We start from the raw sequence: 14,725 nt of genomic DNA on the forward strand, positions 1-14,725 counted from the left end.
CGGGCTAACTATCGTGCGATGTGGGATGCTGAAGGCCAAACACAACCTCCATTTTTGCACCGCCCAGCAGGCTTTCGCCGGTTTCGATTCTGCCGTCGTACTGATCGACAATTTCTCGCGCAACGGACAATCCCACGCCCTGACCGGGGCGCAGCGTATCCACGCGCTGACCGCGATCGAAAACCAGATCGCGCTTGTTGTGCGGAATACCGGGACCATCGTCCTCGACGATAATATGCAGCTCGTCATCCGTCAGGCGGGCAGAGACCTCGACAAACTCCAGGCAATATTTGCAGGCGTTATCGAGCAGGTTGCCCATAACTTCCATAAAATCATTTTTCTCGCCAACGAAGCTGATCTCCGGCGAAATATCGAGGCTAATATTGACCCCCTTGCGCTGATAAACCTTATTCAGCGCCGAGGTGAGGTTATCCAGAATCGGGGCCACGGGATGCAGCTCGCGGCTTAATATCGCGCTGCCGGAGCGCATGCTGGCGCGGTGGAGATAGTAGCCAATCTGCTGGGAGATGCGGCTGATCTGCTCCAGCATCACCGGCTCGGCGTCGTCGACGCTCAGCTTTGCGCCACGCATCGAGCGCAGGGTGCTCTGCATCACCGCGAGCGGCGTTTTGAGGCTGTGCGTCAGGTCGGTCAGCGTGGTGCGATATTTTTCATTGCGCTCGCGCTCGCTGCTCAGCAGGCGGTTGAGGTTCTGCACCAGGCTGGTCAGCTCGCGGGTGGTCTGCGGGTTGAGATTTTCGCGGTGGTGCTCCTCCAGCTCGCGGACCTCTTTCGCCAGCGACTCTATCGGGCGCAGGCTCCACCAGGCGGCAATCCACAGCAGCGGGATCACCAGCAGCAGGTTGGCAGCCAGAACGTAGATGAACCAGCTCCAGACCATATAGGAGCGTTTAAGCTCAACCGGGATGGTGTCGACCACCACGATGGTCAGCTGCGGCATGCCGATCGTGGCGGGATAGAGATTGATGGCGACGGAGTGCGTCATCTCCGTTTCATCGTCCTCGGCGCGGATCTCGTTCAACTGCTGCTGCAAAGAGCGATCGTCGCGAATGAGCGCGCTGGTGGCGTTAAGATCGGCCTCAATCTCGTGGAAGCCGTTGGTTCTGAGCCATTCAGGGCGAATGCGTTTTATCAGCCACGGCACATCGCGCTGCGCCCACAGCAGCTTGCCTTTCTCGTCGTAGATCAGCGCCAACGTGGGGCTTTGCTGGTTGAGGTTCTCCGGCATCTCGACGCTGATGCGGTTGTTTTCCCATTTTGCCAGGGTATAAAACAGGTTACTTTCGCCGCGCAGCAGGCGGAAGGTGGTTTTATCAAAGCTGACGCTGTAGCCCACCAGCGCCACCATGCCGTAGGAGAGGGACAGCACCAGCACCACGGCGGCGGTAGCCAGTAAAAAGCGGACCCGCAGCGAGAGGGGCAGGATCAGGCGCAAAATCCTCTTCATTTAGCGTAATTCGAACAGGTAGCCCTGGCCGCGCACCGTGGTGATCACATCATCAGGATACTGTGCCTGAATTTTCTTACGCAAACGCCCCATCAGCACGTCAATGGTATGGCTTTCGCGCAGCTCGGCATCGGGGTAGAGCTGGAGCATCAGGGAATCTTTGCTCACCACTTTCCCATTGTTGCGGATCAGCGTTTCCATAATGGTGTATTCAAACGCGGTGAGCTTAATCACCTCATCATTGATGGAAAATTCCCGACGGGAAAGATCGACCTGAAACGGCGGAATGGAAATGACCTGAGACGCCAGGCCGCTGTTGCGGCGCAGCAGCGCCTGCATGCGCGCGGCGACTTCTTCAATGTGGAAAGGCTTGGTGACGTAGTCATCCGCACCGGCGCTAAGCACTTCAACCTTGTCCTGCCAGCCTTCGCGGGCCGTCAGCACCAGAACCGGCAGCGAAACATCGTGGCTGCGCCAGCGGCGGATCAGCGACAGACCGTCTTCATCCGGCAGCCCTAAATCGACGATGGCGATATCCGGCAGGTGCTCATTGAGATAATAATCGGCTTCTTTTGCATCTTCGGCATCGTCCACCTGATGGCCCATCTCCTGAAGCTGAACTTTCAGGTGATGGCGCAGCAATGCATTATCCTCAACAACCAATACGCGCATCATCTCTTCTCCCTAAATAATTGGTATGAATAGTTTAACGCTGATTATGTTGTTTTGGGGATAAACATTGAGTAAACCGGGGAAAAGCAGTCCCCTTTCCGGGCGGAAAGGGGAGCGGGGGGTTATTTTAGCTCGTCAACCATGGTGATGGCGCGGCCGATATAGTTGGCCGGGGTCATCGCCTTCAGGCGCGTTTTCTCTTCTTCCGGCAGTTCCAGCCCGTCGATGAACTGTTTCATGCCTTCGGCGTCAACGCGCTTGCCGCGGGTCAGCTCTTTCAGCTTTTCATACGGTTTTTCGATGCCGTAGCGGCGCATCACGGTCTGAATCGGCTCGGCCAGCACTTCCCAGTTGTGATCCAGCTCGTCCAGCAGGCGATCGCGGTTCACTTCCAGCTTGCTCACGCCCTTCAGGGTTGACTGATAGGCGATTAGCGCGTAGCCAATGCCCACGCCCAGGTTACGCAGCACGGTGGAGTCGGTCAGGTCGCGCTGCCAGCGGGATACCGGCAGCTTGCTGGCCATGTGCTGCAGCATGGCGTTTGCCAGACCCAGGTTGCCCTCGGAGTTCTCGAAGTCAATCGGGTTGACCTTGTGCGGCATGGTGGAAGAGCCGATTTCACCGGCGATGGTTTTCTGCTTGAAGTGGTTCAGCGCGATGTAGCCCCACACGTCGCGATCGAAGTCGATCAGGATGGTGTTGAAGCGCGCGATGCAGTCGAACAGCTCGGCGATGTAGTCGTGTGGCTCGATCTGGGTGGTGTACGGGTTCCACTGAATGCCCAGAGAGGTCACGAACGCTTCGCTGAACTGGTGCCAGTCCACTTCCGGGTAAGCGGCGATGTGGGCGTTGTAGTTACCGACCGCGCCGTTGATTTTGCCCAGAATTTCAACCTGCTCAAGCTGACGATACTGGCGCTCCATGCGGTACGCCACGTTCGCCATCTCTTTGCCCATGGTGGACGGGGTGGCAGGCTGGCCGTGGGTGCGGGAGAGCAGCGGAATGTCGCGGTATTCCACGGACAGCGCTTTCACCGCATCAATAATTTTACGCCAGTACGGCAGAAGAACCTCTTTGCGCGCGGTGGAGAGCATCAGCGCGTGGGAGAGGTTGTTGATGTCTTCAGAGGTACAGGCGAAGTGAATAAACTCTGACACCGCGTGCAGGGCAGGAACGCTTTCCACTTTCTCTTTGAGGAAGTATTCAACCGCCTTTACGTCGTGGTTGGTGGTACGCTCGATGGTCTTAATGCGCGCCGCGTCTTCTTCGTTGAACCCGGCAACGATTTGATCAAGGTAATCGTTTGCCTTTTCATCAAAAGCAGGAACTTCCTTGATGGCTGCCTGGGCGGCCAGCTTTTGCAGCCAGCGTACTTCAACCTGAACACGGAACTTCAGCAGGCCATATTCGCTGAAGATCCCGCGCAGCGCGCTGACTTTATCGCCGTAGCGTCCGTCGACAGGGGATACGGCGGTCAGTGAGGATAATTCCATAATTCGCAACTCCGGGAGGTTAACAATGAGCAAGAATTTGTTTTGCCTGAGTCGTCAGGCGATTACGAGAAAACATCAGCTGCAGGCGGCCACCGCCAACCTGGTGCCACAGCACGGCGGCACGAATGCCGGCCAGCAGCGAGGCGCGAACCTTCGCCTGAACCTGCGGGCTTTGCAGCACGGCAGGTGAGCCGGTGACCTGAATGCGCGGCCCCAGGGGGCTGATTACGTCAACGTAAATACCGGCCATGGCGCTCAGCAGCGTTTCGGACTGCAGGTCAAAATGATCGAGCTGGCGCTGCAGCCCGGCGATGCGATCGCCAAGGGTGTCCAGCGCGCCCTTTGCGGCGCTGAGCTTACGTTCGAGAACCATCAGGCTAAGCGTGTAGCGGGTAAGCTCCGCGTTGAGACCCTGACGGTTGCTGGCGTTGAGCACGCCCAGCAGCGTTTCCAGACCGAGGCGAAGATTGGTTTCACTGCCGCCGAACACGCCAAGGGTAGAGCCTGGGTTAAGATCGATGACGCTATTAAGTGAAACGTGCAGGGCGTCAGCGTCGCAATGACCCTGATGCGCGAGCTGTTGCACCAGACGGGCGGACTGGCAAATTCCCGCCAGCGCCAGGGTGATGTCGTAGTAGTTCTTCGCCACACGCTCTCCTTTATGTGTGTAATCGTATTAAACGGGCAGCGGCAGGCGCTGTTCGATAATGCCGCCGCCCAGGCAGATTTCACCGCTGTAGAAAACGGCGGACTGGCCGGGCGTGACGGCAGACACGGGTTCGTCGAAACGCACGTCAATGCGATCGTCGTCCAGCGCGGTCACGGTGCACGGGATGTCGGTCTGGCGATAGCGGGTTTTCACCGTGCAGCGCAGCGTGCCCTTGAGCGGCTCGCGATCGACCCAGTGCAGCTGCTGGGCGATCAGCCCAACGGACATCAGGCGCGGATGGTCATGCCCCTGTGCGACGATCAGAATATTGTTTTCGACGTCTTTATCGACAACGTACCACGGATCTTCGCTGCCTTCTTTGGTGCCGCCGATGCCCAGGCCTTTACGCTGGCCGAGGGTGTGGTACATCAGGCCCTGGTGTTGGCCAATTTCGTCGCCGTCCACGGTCACGATTTTACCCGGCTGCGCGGGCAGGTAGCGGCCGAGGAACTCGCGGAATTTACGCTCGCCGATAAAACAGATACCGGTGGAGTCTTTTTTCTTCGCGGTGATCAGATCAAGCTCTTCGGCGATTTTGCGCACTTCCGGCTTTTCCAGCTCGCCGACCGGGAACAGGCTCTGGGCAATCTGTTCGTGGCTCAGCGTATAGAGGAAATAGCTCTGGTCTTTGTTGCCGTCCAGGCCGCGCAGCAGCTGGCTTTTGCCATTTACATCGGCGCGGCGCACGTAGTGACCGGTCGCAATGTAGTCTGCGCCCAAATCTTCTGCGGCAAATTCCAGGAAGGCTTTAAATTTGATCTCTTTGTTGCACAGAATATCCGGGTTCGGCGTACGGCCCGCTTTGTACTCTTCGAGGAAGAGCTCAAACACGTTATCCCAGTATTCTGCGGCAAAGTTGACGGTGTGCAGCTCAATGCCGAGCTTGTCGCACACGGCCTGCGCATCGGCGAGATCCGCTGCGGCGGTGCAGTATTCCTCGCCATCGTCTTCCTCCCAGTTCTTCATGAACAGGCCCTCCACCTTATAGCCCTGTTGCTGTAACAGGTAGGCGGAAACGGAGGAATCGACACCGCCGGACATGCCGACGATCACTTTTTTCTGGCTGTTATCTGACATGGAATACTCACGACATTGAACTTCAAGGCGGCGTATTCTATCACGCGACCCCACCGTTGGCACCCTCTGTAAACGGCCAGTTAAATTCTCCGATGACCTCCAGCGGCAGGCGACCCGCAGACTGCCAGCAGCGGATGCTTTCGGCAACCAGCGGCGAGCGCAGGTTTGGCGCGTTCAGGATCTCTTCAGCCGTCACCCACAGGCAGCGATCGATATCGTCATCGTGCGGCTCAGTAGCGCATGTTTCGCTAAGTTCGACGGCAAAGAGAAAGCGCAGGAACGGCGTGCGGTCGGGAGCAATCCACTGATGCATGCGGATGAAGTGCTGCGGCTCCGCGCGGATCCCGGTCTCCTCCCACAGCTCGCGCTTAGCGGCCTGCAGCAGCGTTTCATCGGCTTCAAGATGCCCGGCGGGTTGGTTCCACAGCGCTTTGCCGCCGATCGTCTCTTCAACGACCAGGAATTTCCCCTGCGCGTGTACTAGGCAGGCGACCGTGACGTGAGGCTTGAACATAGATTCTCCTTATGGGGCGACGTCGCGCCATTCACCGTTTTTTAGCGCGTCGAGCGTGTAGCTGCCCATCGCGTAGCGGATCAGGCGCAGGGTCGGGAAGCCGACGTGGGCGGTCATCCGTCGAACCTGGCGGTTGCGCCCTTCATAAAGCGTGATTTTGAGCCAGCTTGTGGGGATGGACTTGCGCTCGCGAATCGGCGGATTGCGCGGCCACAGCCAGTCAGGCTCGGCGACCAGCTCAACGCCAGCGGGCAGCGTGGGGCCATCGTTGAGGGTTACGCCGTCGCGCAGCGCGCTGATGGCCTCCTGCGTGGGCTCGCCCTCAACCTGAACGTAGTAGATTTTTCCGGTGCGTTTGCCCGGCTGGGTGAGCTTCGCCTGCAGCGCGCCGTTGTTGGTCAAAACCAGCAGCCCTTCGCTGTCGCGGTCCAGGCGCCCGGCGGCGTAAACGCCCTGAATAGGGATGTAGTCCTTCAGCGTGCTGCGCCCGGCTTCGTCGGTGAACTGCGGCAGCACGTCGTAGGGTTTATTGAACAGGATGACCCGCGCTGGCTGGTTTTCTTGCGGTCTTCTGGCGGCGTGTTGTGAGCTGAATCGCTCAACCCGGTGTTTTCTAAAAGAAGTTTTCTTCATGGTATTTTCAGGCTTTATCAATTGACGCATTATAGCCTAATAACGAAGACCTTTCATGGCGCGGGACATTCAGGTACTATCGGAAGGCTCATTACAATTTATTAACATAAGATCAGTAACAACCAGAAGCGCTCGAAGGAGAGGTTAATGGAAAGCAAAGTAGTTGTTCCGGCGGAAGGTAAAAAGATCACCCTGCAAAACGGCAAGATTAACGTTCCTCACAACCCGATTATTCCGTTCATCGAAGGCGACGGCATCGGCGTTGACGTTACCCCGGCAATGCTGAAAGTGGTTGATGCCGCTGTTGAGAAAGCCTACAAAGGCGAGCGTAAAATTTCCTGGATGGAAATTTACACCGGTGAAAAATCCACACAGCTATATGGCCAGGACGTTTGGCTGCCGGCAGAGACGCTGGACCTGATCCGCGATTACCGCGTTGCGATTAAAGGCCCGCTGACCACGCCAGTTGGTGGCGGTATTCGCTCCCTGAACGTGGCGCTGCGTCAGGAGCTGGACCTGTACGTGTGTCTGCGCCCGGTGCGTTACTACCAGGGCACCCCAAGCCCGGTTAAGCACCCAGAGCTGACCGACATGGTTATCTTCCGTGAAAACTCCGAAGACATCTACGCGGGTATCGAGTGGAAAGCGGACTCTGCCGACGCAGAAAAAGTGATCAAGTTCCTGCGCGAAGAGATGGGCGTGAAGAAAATTCGCTTCCCTGAACACTGCGGTATCGGCATCAAGCCGTGCTCCGAAGAGGGGACCAAGCGTCTGGTGCGTGCGGCGATTGAATACGCGATCACCAACGACCGTGACTCCGTGACCCTGGTGCACAAAGGCAACATCATGAAGTTCACCGAAGGCGCGTTCAAAGACTGGGGCTACCAGCTGGCGACCGAAGAGTTCGGCGGCGAGCCGATCGACGGCGGCCCGTGGCAGAAGATCAAGAACCCGAACACCGGCAAAGAGATCGCCATTAAAGATGTGATCGCCGATGCGTTCCTGCAGCAGATCCTGCTGCGTCCAGCGGAATACGATGTCATCGCCTGTATGAACCTGAACGGTGACTACATCTCCGACGCCCTGGCGGCGCAGGTTGGCGGTATCGGTATCGCCCCAGGCGCGAACATCGGCGACGAGTGCGCGCTGTTCGAAGCAACCCACGGCACCGCGCCGAAGTATGCGGGCCAGGACAAAGTGAACCCAGGCTCCATCATCCTGTCCGCAGAGATGATGCTGCGCCATATGGAGTGGTTCGAAGCCGCAGACCTGATTGTTAAAGGTATGGAAGGCGCGATTAACGCGAAAACCGTCACCTATGACTTCGAACGTCTGATGGAAGGCGCTAAGCTGCTGAAATGCTCAGAGTTTGGTGACGCAATCATCGCGAACATGTAATCCAGATTCTGGGTTAAACGAGAACGGGAGCCTGATGGTTCCCGTTTTTTTAATCCAACACCTTCCTGATTCCTACCGACATCCTGCTGTGTTCTCTGGTCATTAAATTGTCTTGAGACAGAATGCTTACGCCGCCCGTAACGTCTTCGCAAAATTCCCGTTCTATTTTTCTATTTCAACCATATATATACCTTAAACATCAATGATGTTTCAGATGCCTTATATCGATAATTAGAGCCATAAGCGCAGGCTTTAGCGACAATTAATACGGTAAATAGCATGGTAGACTGAACCCGAGATGACTGGTTTGTGCTCTGTGGTAAGGAGATGATGCAAATGGGAAGCAAATTAACGGGAGGGATTTTACTCTTGGCTGGATTGTTATTTTCTGCGGTTACGACGGCGATGCAAACACAGAATGACGATGTGGGCGCACTGATCAACAAGCGATTATCCTATATGAAGGATGTCGCAGGTTATAAAGCCAGAAATCACCTTGCTATCGATGATTTACGTCAGGAAGACAGGGTTCTGTTCGACTCAATGCTCGAGGCTGAAAAGTTAGGTTTAAACAGCGAGTCGGTAACACCTTTCATACGGGCGCAAATGGACGTCGCTAAGGCAATTCAGTACCGTTATCGCGCGGACTGGCTATCTGTTCCTGAAACGGATTGGAAACCCGAACCGCTGGAGAAAGTCAGAAACGCTATTAGCGTATTAAACAGTCGTATTCTTGCAGCCATCAGTACCGGATTAGCCACTGATGAGGCATTTGCCGACAAAGACAAATTTATCCAACAGCTTAACCAGACGCATCTTAAAGATAGCGACAAAGAGCTTCTTTGGCGTTCATTGGGTAAGGTAAAGCTGAAAAACGATAAATAAAATAGCGCCATCATTTTATCGCGAGCAGCAGGTAAAAAGTGAAATCCTCCTTATCAATACGCTATAATTTCCGCAAACATACTTTTGCTGAATATAATGATGGCTACTGATAAATTTGAACGACCAAAACTAGTGCTTCCTGACGGCGCTAGGAAATTGTTGCTCCACTCCTGCTGCGCCCCCTGTTCCGGCGAGGTCATGGAAGCCATCCAGGCGTCGGGCATTGAATACACCATTTATTTCTACAATCCCAATATTCATCCGCAGAAGGAATATCTCATCCGCAAGGAGGAGAATATCCGTTTCGCTGAAAAACACGGCGTGCCTTTTGTCGATGCAGATTACGACACCGACAACTGGTTTGAGCGCGCGAAAGGGATGGAGTGGGAGCCCGAGCGCGGCGTTCGCTGCACCATGTGCTTTGATATGCGCTTTGAGCGCACGGCGCTGTATGCGGCCGAGAATGGTTTCACCGTCATCAGCAGCTCGCTTGGCATTTCACGCTGGAAGAATATGCAGCAGATTAACGACTGCGGACAACGCGCCGCCGCGCATTACCCAGGAATGGTGTACTGGGATTACAACTGGCGCAAGCAGGGCGGCTCATCGCGGATGATTGAGATCAGCAAGCGCGAGCAGTTTTACCAGCAGGAGTATTGCGGCTGCGTCTATTCGCTGCGCGATACCAACATGCATCGTAAATCACAGGGCAGGGCACTCATCAAGCTGGGTAAGCTTTTTTACGGCAAGGAAGACGAAGGTCAGTAATGCAGGACGAAACTGCCCCGGAGGTCGTTCGAGCCTGCTGCTCCGCGCGATGAGCGAACAGGACAAACGATATAATGGCGCCCGTTTTCATGTACACTTTTGAAGCTGTTTATCTACGTTCATAAAGGAGAATGACATGTCAGTTTCTGCTCGTAATCAGCTGCACGGTACGGTTTCCGCGGTGCATCCCGGCTCCGTGAATGATGAAATTGAAATCTCCCTCACGACGGGGGGAAAACTGGTCTCCGTGGTGACCAGTAGCAGCAGAATCAGGCTGGCTCTGGAGAAGGGGAAAGAGGTGGTCGCCCTAATTAAGGCCCCCTGGATTATCCTCGCGTCTGAGGATAATGGAATGATGTTTTCAGCGCGAAACCAGTTTCCCGGCGTCATCACGTCAATGGAAAAGGGGGCGGTCAACGCAACCATTCATCTGCAAACGGACGAAGGAACAACGCTGACTGCTGTCATTACCAACGAAAGTATGGCGGAGATGGGTATCAGCGAAGGCAAACGAATTGTTGCACTGATTAAAGCGTCATCGGTGCTGCTTGGCGTAAAACGGCCGGACGCAAAAGCATAACGCTTATACGACAGGACGCCGCTAGATTCCGGGGCGTCCTGAGAAAAGCATCCTCAGGCGGCGCGCCTTTTACGCCTTTCACGCTCCTATCGGTAGATATCCCTGCCACTCTGGAAGATCGCGAGAACCTGTTTCGCAGGGCGTAAGGTGGATAAACAGCTCTCCGACCTTTTCAAGCAGCAGGCAATCGTCAACGTCTTTCAAATTATCTTTATGCTGCTGATCGATGCCGCAGAGCAGACTTTGCATGGCTTTTTGCTTTGCCTGCCGCGCATCTTCGGCCACGAACAAATCATATTCGTGCAGTTCAGCAAGCGTATCCGGCCTGTAACCGCCCGCATTGACGAAAAATAAGCGCTGTGCGGAGTCCTGAGGCTCCGGGGAAAGCGTGACGGAATGTCCGTCGGCCCAGGTGATACGGCTGTAACCGTCTATGTGAATTTTATCCTTGTCCCCAAACCATGCTTCGCGTAGCGCAGGCCATGCCTCTTTGGGCTCGCTGGCCGCCACGAACTGAATATCGTGTACTTCAATATTGGATTTACCGGCATTCCCGCCAACATAAAACATATATAAGTTCATTCTACCCTCTGTTATTTATCCAATCGCTATATATTTAACTATATAACCAATGAGGCTACAACCGCGCCTAAGGCATTGATGGTGAGATGAACTGTTGTTTTTAATCTGTCTAAACAGCTCATAATGTTAATGAAATGATAGATTTGTAGCACAGATCGAAAAGGTCGGGCGGGTTTAGCAGGATAAGATGGTTCTTTTAATAACCACGTTGTATCTAATGCTATTACTCAAGCCCATTCTCCAGTTCGTCTTTTCTTCCCTCGCGGTGCTGATTGCCATGCTCTGCCTGCATCTGGATGTGAACCTGTTTAACAACGGCCTTTCAGAGATCTCGGTTACCGAAATTGTGCAGGAGTGCCTGCTGGCAGCCATCGTTGGCGTTCACCTTTGGCTTGCCTGGCGCAGCGGCGCGATGCGCGCGTGCAATATCCTGATTGCGGGCTTTTTTATGGCGATGCTGATCCGCGAGCTGGACGCGCTGTTTGACGTCATTTCCCACGGCAGCTGGGTGTGGTTCGCGCTGGCGGTGGCGGCGATCGCCGTTCTGAGCGTGGTGCGACATCCCGCAAAGGCGGTTCAGCAGCTGGTGGAATACACGCGCACGCCGTGCTGGGGGATCATGCTGTCGGGCCTGCTTGCGGTGCTGGTGTTCTCGCGCCTGTTTGGCATGGGGATGCTCTGGCATAACCTGCTGCAGGACGGCTATCTGCGGATAGTGAAAAATATGGTGGAAGAGGGGACCGAGCTGTTTGGCTATATTCTTTGCGCCGCGGCGACGATTGTCCATCTTGTCGATAGCAACGCGAGGCAAAAAAAAGCCCACTAAAAAGTGGGCAAGAAATACTGGAAGCAATGTGAGCAATGTCGTACTGAATACCTGAGTGATTTGCTCAACTATTCAGTGTTGAGAAAGATAATCTTTCTCAACAAAAGATGCAACCCCACATTTCGTGTGGAACGGCAATTTTTCTGCGCAAAAATCATCCGAACTATTGGTGTGATGAATATCACAAATTTCCTTTCTCAAATCCTGTGCTATCCTTTTCCGTGTCGTTGATTTAATGACTAAAACCATACGGAGAGGAAAACGATGGGAATTTTATCCTGGATTATCTTTGGGCTGATTGCGGGGATTCTGGCTAAGTGGATCATGCCGGGCAAAGATGGCGGTGGTTTTATCGTCACCGTGATACTCGGTATTATTGGTGCGGTAGTTGGCGGCTGGATCAGTACGCTGTTCGGTTTTGGTAAGGTCGATGGCTTCAACTTCGGCAGCTTTGCCGTTGCGGTGATTGGCGCGCTGGTTGTTCTGTTTATCTACAGAAAAATCAAAAGCTAAACCAGACGAAAATGTAAAAAAGGCTGCCAATGGCGGCCTTTTTGTTTTTGGGTTACCACCAGCCGAACTGCGAACCCGCTACGGCCACGACGGCCACAATCAGCATGATCACGGTAGTTTTTCTCATCTATGCCCCCGGCGCGGCGTAACCGCCAACGAAAAACCATGCTAAAAATGCCACTGCCGTAATAAAAATGACGACCGGAAAAACGATCCCTATTCTCATGCTATCACCTGTTTCGGTTTACCAAACGCCATAGAGTGTACGAGGTTAATCCGCGGCGAGAAAGCGCGTTTTGCTTTTTGATTTTTTATCCTGATACATGGCGATATCCGCCGCGCGCAGGGCGCTGTCCGCATCGGTTGTGGCGGGGTCGACCTCAATCACGCCAAGGCTCGCGCCGGGATAAATCAGATGAACCTCGCCAAGCCAGTATTCTCCGGCAATACGCGCGCTAAGGCGGGTTTTCAGCAGATGTAACTGTTCGCGCTCGCCGCTCTCGCCGTTTTCGCACAGGCAGGCCACCAGGAACTCATCGCCCCCCAAACGGCCAATAATCTCGTCCTGGCTCTGCCCTTCGGTCAGCCGCTTTCCGACTTCAACCAAAAACTGGTCGCCCGCCTCATGCCCCAGGCGATCGTTAATCTGCTTGAAGTCATCCAGGTCAATAAAGGCGATCGCGGCGCTGCGCTTGAGATGCCGCGCCAGCGAGAAAAGCGTGGTGAGGTTTTCAAAAATGGCCCGACGGTTGGGCAGGCCGGTGAGGGCGTCCGTATAGGAGTGCGCGATGAGCGCGGCATTCGCCTCGCGAAGCTGGGCAACCAGCGACTCTTTCTGGATGTATTGGGCAATCAGGCCGGCAAACAGCTTGAGCACCTGCTCGCCGCGCTCGCTCAGCTGTTTCTTTTCGGTGCTGGTGGCGCACAGGGTGCCGTAGAGCGAACCATCAGCCAGATGAATGGGAATGCTCATGTAGGTGGTAATGCCGAGGGCTTTCGCCGCCTCGCACTCTGGCCAGCGTTCTGCCACGTCATTGCTGAAGAACGTGCCGCTGTCTATGGCGCGCTTGCACAACGTATCGCCCCAGGGAACGCTCAGCCCTTCCGGGATCTGCATCTGCTTGCTGTTGCGGGCGTACAAAATATGCTGCAGCCGCGCGTTGATGTCGACCTTCGTCAGGTAGGTCGACTTCATATCAGACACCATTTCCAGCATCTCAAGAAGCTGGCGCACGAGGCCTTCCAGGGATTGTTCGGTGGTGAGGGTTTCTGAAACGCGGGCGAGGATAACATCTGACATGACGGTAGATAGACTCCCATGCACAAGCGGTCCGCATCTGCATGTTATGCTGAAATAGTAGGCTCCAGCCATAGTAAAACATGAAGTTAAAAAATTTAATATATTCGTGAGCAAAGCGCGGGGAAGGGATAAAAAAATGCCCCGTCGTTGAAACGGGGCCAAACATCTTGATTACGGAATGATGATGCTCTCTGGTCAAAGCGAGAACATGCGGTACGTTAGCGCAAAAAAGTGCAGGTTTAATGGAGAAATCATGGAGAAAGCGCGTTACCCTTACTTTTTCGTGTCATTCAAAGGATCGTTACGATGAAATATCTGTTACTGGCTATGGCGCTGCCGCTTGCGGCATGCAGCACTGCCCCCACGCCGCCTGATGCCCCAAAACCGCCGCACGCCATCGGCATGGCAAACCCGGCGTCGGTATACTGTCTGGAAAAAGGCGGGGAGCAGATCCCGGTTCAAAGCCCGCAGGGCGTTCGTACGGAGTGCAAGCTACCCGGCGGCGAGGTGATTGATGAGTGGGACCTCTATCGTCGCGACCACCCGCAGCCCGCCAGGTGACAGACGGATAGCGAGTGAGATACACTTCTCTTTAGGATTTTTCTCAATCACTATCTGATTATATTCACCGCGAGAGAAGTATGTTTCAGCTAAAACCGGGCAGCCTGGCCATTATCATCGGCGCTCGTACGACGGCAGGGCGTCGTAATATCGGTAAATCAGTCGAACTCTTTGGCCTGTGCCAGCCCGGACAGCGCTTTGTGAACCCGGTAAATGGGGTCATGACGCAGCTGCCCGTTACGGCGGATCGCCCGCTGTGGCTGGTCACGGGGGATGTATATGCCTTCGATAACCAGCATGGCTTTGCGTTTGTGCGCCCCGAGCATCTTATGCCGCTCGCGCCGGACGACGTCGCGCAGGCGCGTGACGAGCTGGCCACTTCGTAATTAGAGCTGGCGCAGCCAGTCGGCCAGCACCAGGGCATGATTTTGCTGCGTATCCTTCGCGCCGTACAGCAGCGTGACGGTCTGCTTTTTTGCTATTTCCGCGAGACGCATACCGTCCTCTTTGTGCTGCGCCAGCTCCTCCCTGTAGGCCTTGCTGAAGTGCGCAAAATCTATCGTTTCGCCGTGAAAGGCTTTGCGCAGCTCGGTGGAAGGCGTGAGCGTTTTACACCATTCATCATACGCAAGGTCGGCTTTTTTAACTCCGCGCGGCCAAAGCTTGTCGACCAGCACCCGGTAGCCGTCCGCCGCGCTAGCCTCTTCGTACACCCGTTTGCACTGGATCATCTCTTCTCCTTATTC

Annotated in this window: 20 protein-coding genes; 8 read left to right on the plus strand and 12 right to left on the minus strand. The window is 54.9% G+C overall.

The features are described 5' to 3' along the window. Positions 1-4 precede the first annotated feature (4 nt). The 7 genes from phoQ to rluE all read right to left on the minus strand — a co-directional run bounded on the left by phoQ (position 5) and on the right by rluE (position 6,596). Positions 5-1,468: a two-component system sensor histidine kinase PhoQ gene (gene phoQ, locus AB8804_RS11325; protein ID WP_371186078.1), complete on the minus strand. Its 1,464-nt coding sequence runs from the start codon at positions 1,466-1,468 to the stop codon at positions 5-7. Beyond that, positions 1,469-2,140 carry a two-component system response regulator PhoP gene (gene phoP, locus AB8804_RS11330; RefSeq protein ID WP_371186427.1) on the minus strand — a complete coding sequence of 224 codons (672 nt, stop codon included), beginning with the start codon at positions 2,138-2,140 and terminating at the stop codon, positions 1,469-1,471. It abuts the gene before it with no gap. Between the two features lie 122 nt (positions 2,141-2,262). Continuing rightward, on the minus strand, positions 2,263-3,633 hold the full coding sequence (gene purB / locus AB8804_RS11335; RefSeq protein WP_371186080.1) for an adenylosuccinate lyase: 1,371 nt from the start codon (positions 3,631-3,633) through the stop codon (positions 2,263-2,265). 19 nt (positions 3,634-3,652) lie between these two features. Further along, complete coding sequence (gene hflD, locus AB8804_RS11340; protein ID WP_112009388.1) at positions 3,653-4,282, minus strand: high frequency lysogenization protein HflD; 630 nt, start codon at positions 4,280-4,282, stop codon at positions 3,653-3,655. Positions 4,283-4,309: 27 nt separating this feature from the next. Further along, positions 4,310-5,419: a tRNA 2-thiouridine(34) synthase MnmA gene (mnmA, locus tag AB8804_RS11345; RefSeq protein ID WP_371186082.1), complete on the minus strand. Its 1,110-nt coding sequence runs from the start codon at positions 5,417-5,419 to the stop codon at positions 4,310-4,312. Between the two features lie 40 nt (positions 5,420-5,459). Further along, positions 5,460-5,933: an NUDIX hydrolase gene (locus AB8804_RS11350; RefSeq protein WP_371186084.1), complete on the minus strand. Its 474-nt coding sequence runs from the start codon at positions 5,931-5,933 to the stop codon at positions 5,460-5,462. 9 nt (positions 5,934-5,942) lie between these two features. Further along, positions 5,943-6,596, minus strand: coding sequence for a 23S rRNA pseudouridine(2457) synthase RluE (rluE, locus tag AB8804_RS11355; RefSeq protein WP_371186086.1), 654 nt, complete (start codon positions 6,594-6,596; stop codon positions 5,943-5,945). A gap of 117 nt (positions 6,597-6,713) precedes the next feature. Between rluE and icd the strand changes: the two genes are divergently transcribed. From icd to AB8804_RS11375, 4 genes are all read left to right on the plus strand, one after another. Then, positions 6,714-7,964, plus strand: coding sequence for an NADP-dependent isocitrate dehydrogenase (gene icd, locus AB8804_RS11360; RefSeq protein ID WP_371186088.1), 1,251 nt, complete (start codon positions 6,714-6,716; stop codon positions 7,962-7,964). Positions 7,965-8,300: 336 nt separating this feature from the next. Continuing rightward, a complete protein-coding gene (locus AB8804_RS11365; protein WP_371186090.1) occupies positions 8,301-8,849 on the plus strand; it encodes a chorismate mutase in 549 nt (182 codons plus the stop codon). A 99-nt stretch (positions 8,850-8,948) separates the two neighbouring features. Beyond that, positions 8,949-9,617: an epoxyqueuosine reductase QueH gene (locus AB8804_RS11370; protein ID WP_371186092.1), complete on the plus strand. Its 669-nt coding sequence runs from the start codon at positions 8,949-8,951 to the stop codon at positions 9,615-9,617. A gap of 136 nt (positions 9,618-9,753) precedes the next feature. Beyond that, positions 9,754-10,197, plus strand: coding sequence for a molybdopterin-binding protein (locus AB8804_RS11375; RefSeq protein WP_371186095.1), 444 nt, complete (start codon positions 9,754-9,756; stop codon positions 10,195-10,197). A 78-nt stretch (positions 10,198-10,275) separates the two neighbouring features. Here the strand turns inward: AB8804_RS11375 and AB8804_RS11380 are convergent, their stop codons facing one another. Next, positions 10,276-10,779 carry a DUF1543 domain-containing protein gene (locus AB8804_RS11380; RefSeq protein ID WP_371186097.1) on the minus strand — a complete coding sequence of 168 codons (504 nt, stop codon included), beginning with the start codon at positions 10,777-10,779 and terminating at the stop codon, positions 10,276-10,278. Between the two features lie 217 nt (positions 10,780-10,996). Here AB8804_RS11380 and AB8804_RS11385 point away from each other — a divergent pair, with 217 nt between their 5' ends. Both AB8804_RS11385 and AB8804_RS11390 read left to right on the plus strand, forming a co-directional pair. Then, positions 10,997-11,605 carry a transporter gene (locus AB8804_RS11385; protein ID WP_371186099.1) on the plus strand — a complete coding sequence of 203 codons (609 nt, stop codon included), beginning with the start codon at positions 10,997-10,999 and terminating at the stop codon, positions 11,603-11,605. Positions 11,606-11,869: 264 nt separating this feature from the next. Next, positions 11,870-12,118 (plus strand): GlsB/YeaQ/YmgE family stress response membrane protein, encoded by a 249-nt coding sequence (locus AB8804_RS11390; RefSeq protein ID WP_006174788.1) that lies wholly within the window; start codon positions 11,870-11,872, stop codon positions 12,116-12,118. 52 nt (positions 12,119-12,170) lie between these two features. Here the strand turns inward: AB8804_RS11390 and yoaJ are convergent, their stop codons facing one another. Genes yoaJ through AB8804_RS11405 form a run of 3 tightly spaced genes read right to left on the minus strand, consistent with a single transcriptional unit; the run spans position 12,171 to position 13,418 of the window. Beyond that, positions 12,171-12,245: a protein YoaJ gene (gene yoaJ / locus AB8804_RS11395; protein ID WP_371186429.1), complete on the minus strand. Its 75-nt coding sequence runs from the start codon at positions 12,243-12,245 to the stop codon at positions 12,171-12,173. Further along, positions 12,246-12,344, minus strand: a complete 99-nt coding sequence (locus tag AB8804_RS11400; RefSeq protein ID WP_371186102.1) for a YoaK family small membrane protein — start codon at positions 12,342-12,344, stop codon at positions 12,246-12,248. 45 nt (positions 12,345-12,389) lie between these two features. Beyond that, positions 12,390-13,418 (minus strand): sensor domain-containing diguanylate cyclase, encoded by a 1,029-nt coding sequence (locus AB8804_RS11405; RefSeq protein ID WP_371186105.1) that lies wholly within the window; start codon positions 13,416-13,418, stop codon positions 12,390-12,392. Positions 13,419-13,724: 306 nt separating this feature from the next. On the opposite strand from AB8804_RS11405, the gene AB8804_RS11410 reads away from it, so the two are divergent. Together AB8804_RS11410 and AB8804_RS11415 are read left to right on the plus strand one after the other, a co-directional pair. Then, entirely contained in the window at positions 13,725-13,979 is a 255-nt protein-coding gene (locus AB8804_RS11410; protein ID WP_371186107.1) for a DUF333 domain-containing protein, read from the plus strand. An 80-nt stretch (positions 13,980-14,059) separates the two neighbouring features. Then, a complete protein-coding gene (locus AB8804_RS11415; RefSeq protein ID WP_371186109.1) occupies positions 14,060-14,365 on the plus strand; it encodes a hypothetical protein in 306 nt (101 codons plus the stop codon). Here the strand turns inward: AB8804_RS11415 and AB8804_RS11420 are convergent, their stop codons facing one another. After that, positions 14,366-14,710, minus strand: coding sequence for a DUF488 domain-containing protein (locus AB8804_RS11420; RefSeq protein ID WP_371186111.1), 345 nt, complete (start codon positions 14,708-14,710; stop codon positions 14,366-14,368). Between the last annotated feature and the right edge of the window lie 15 nt (positions 14,711-14,725).

It is taken from the genome of Enterobacter sp. KBR-315C3_2022, assembly GCF_041399425.1.
Taxonomy (GTDB): domain Bacteria; phylum Pseudomonadota; class Gammaproteobacteria; order Enterobacterales; family Enterobacteriaceae; genus Enterobacter.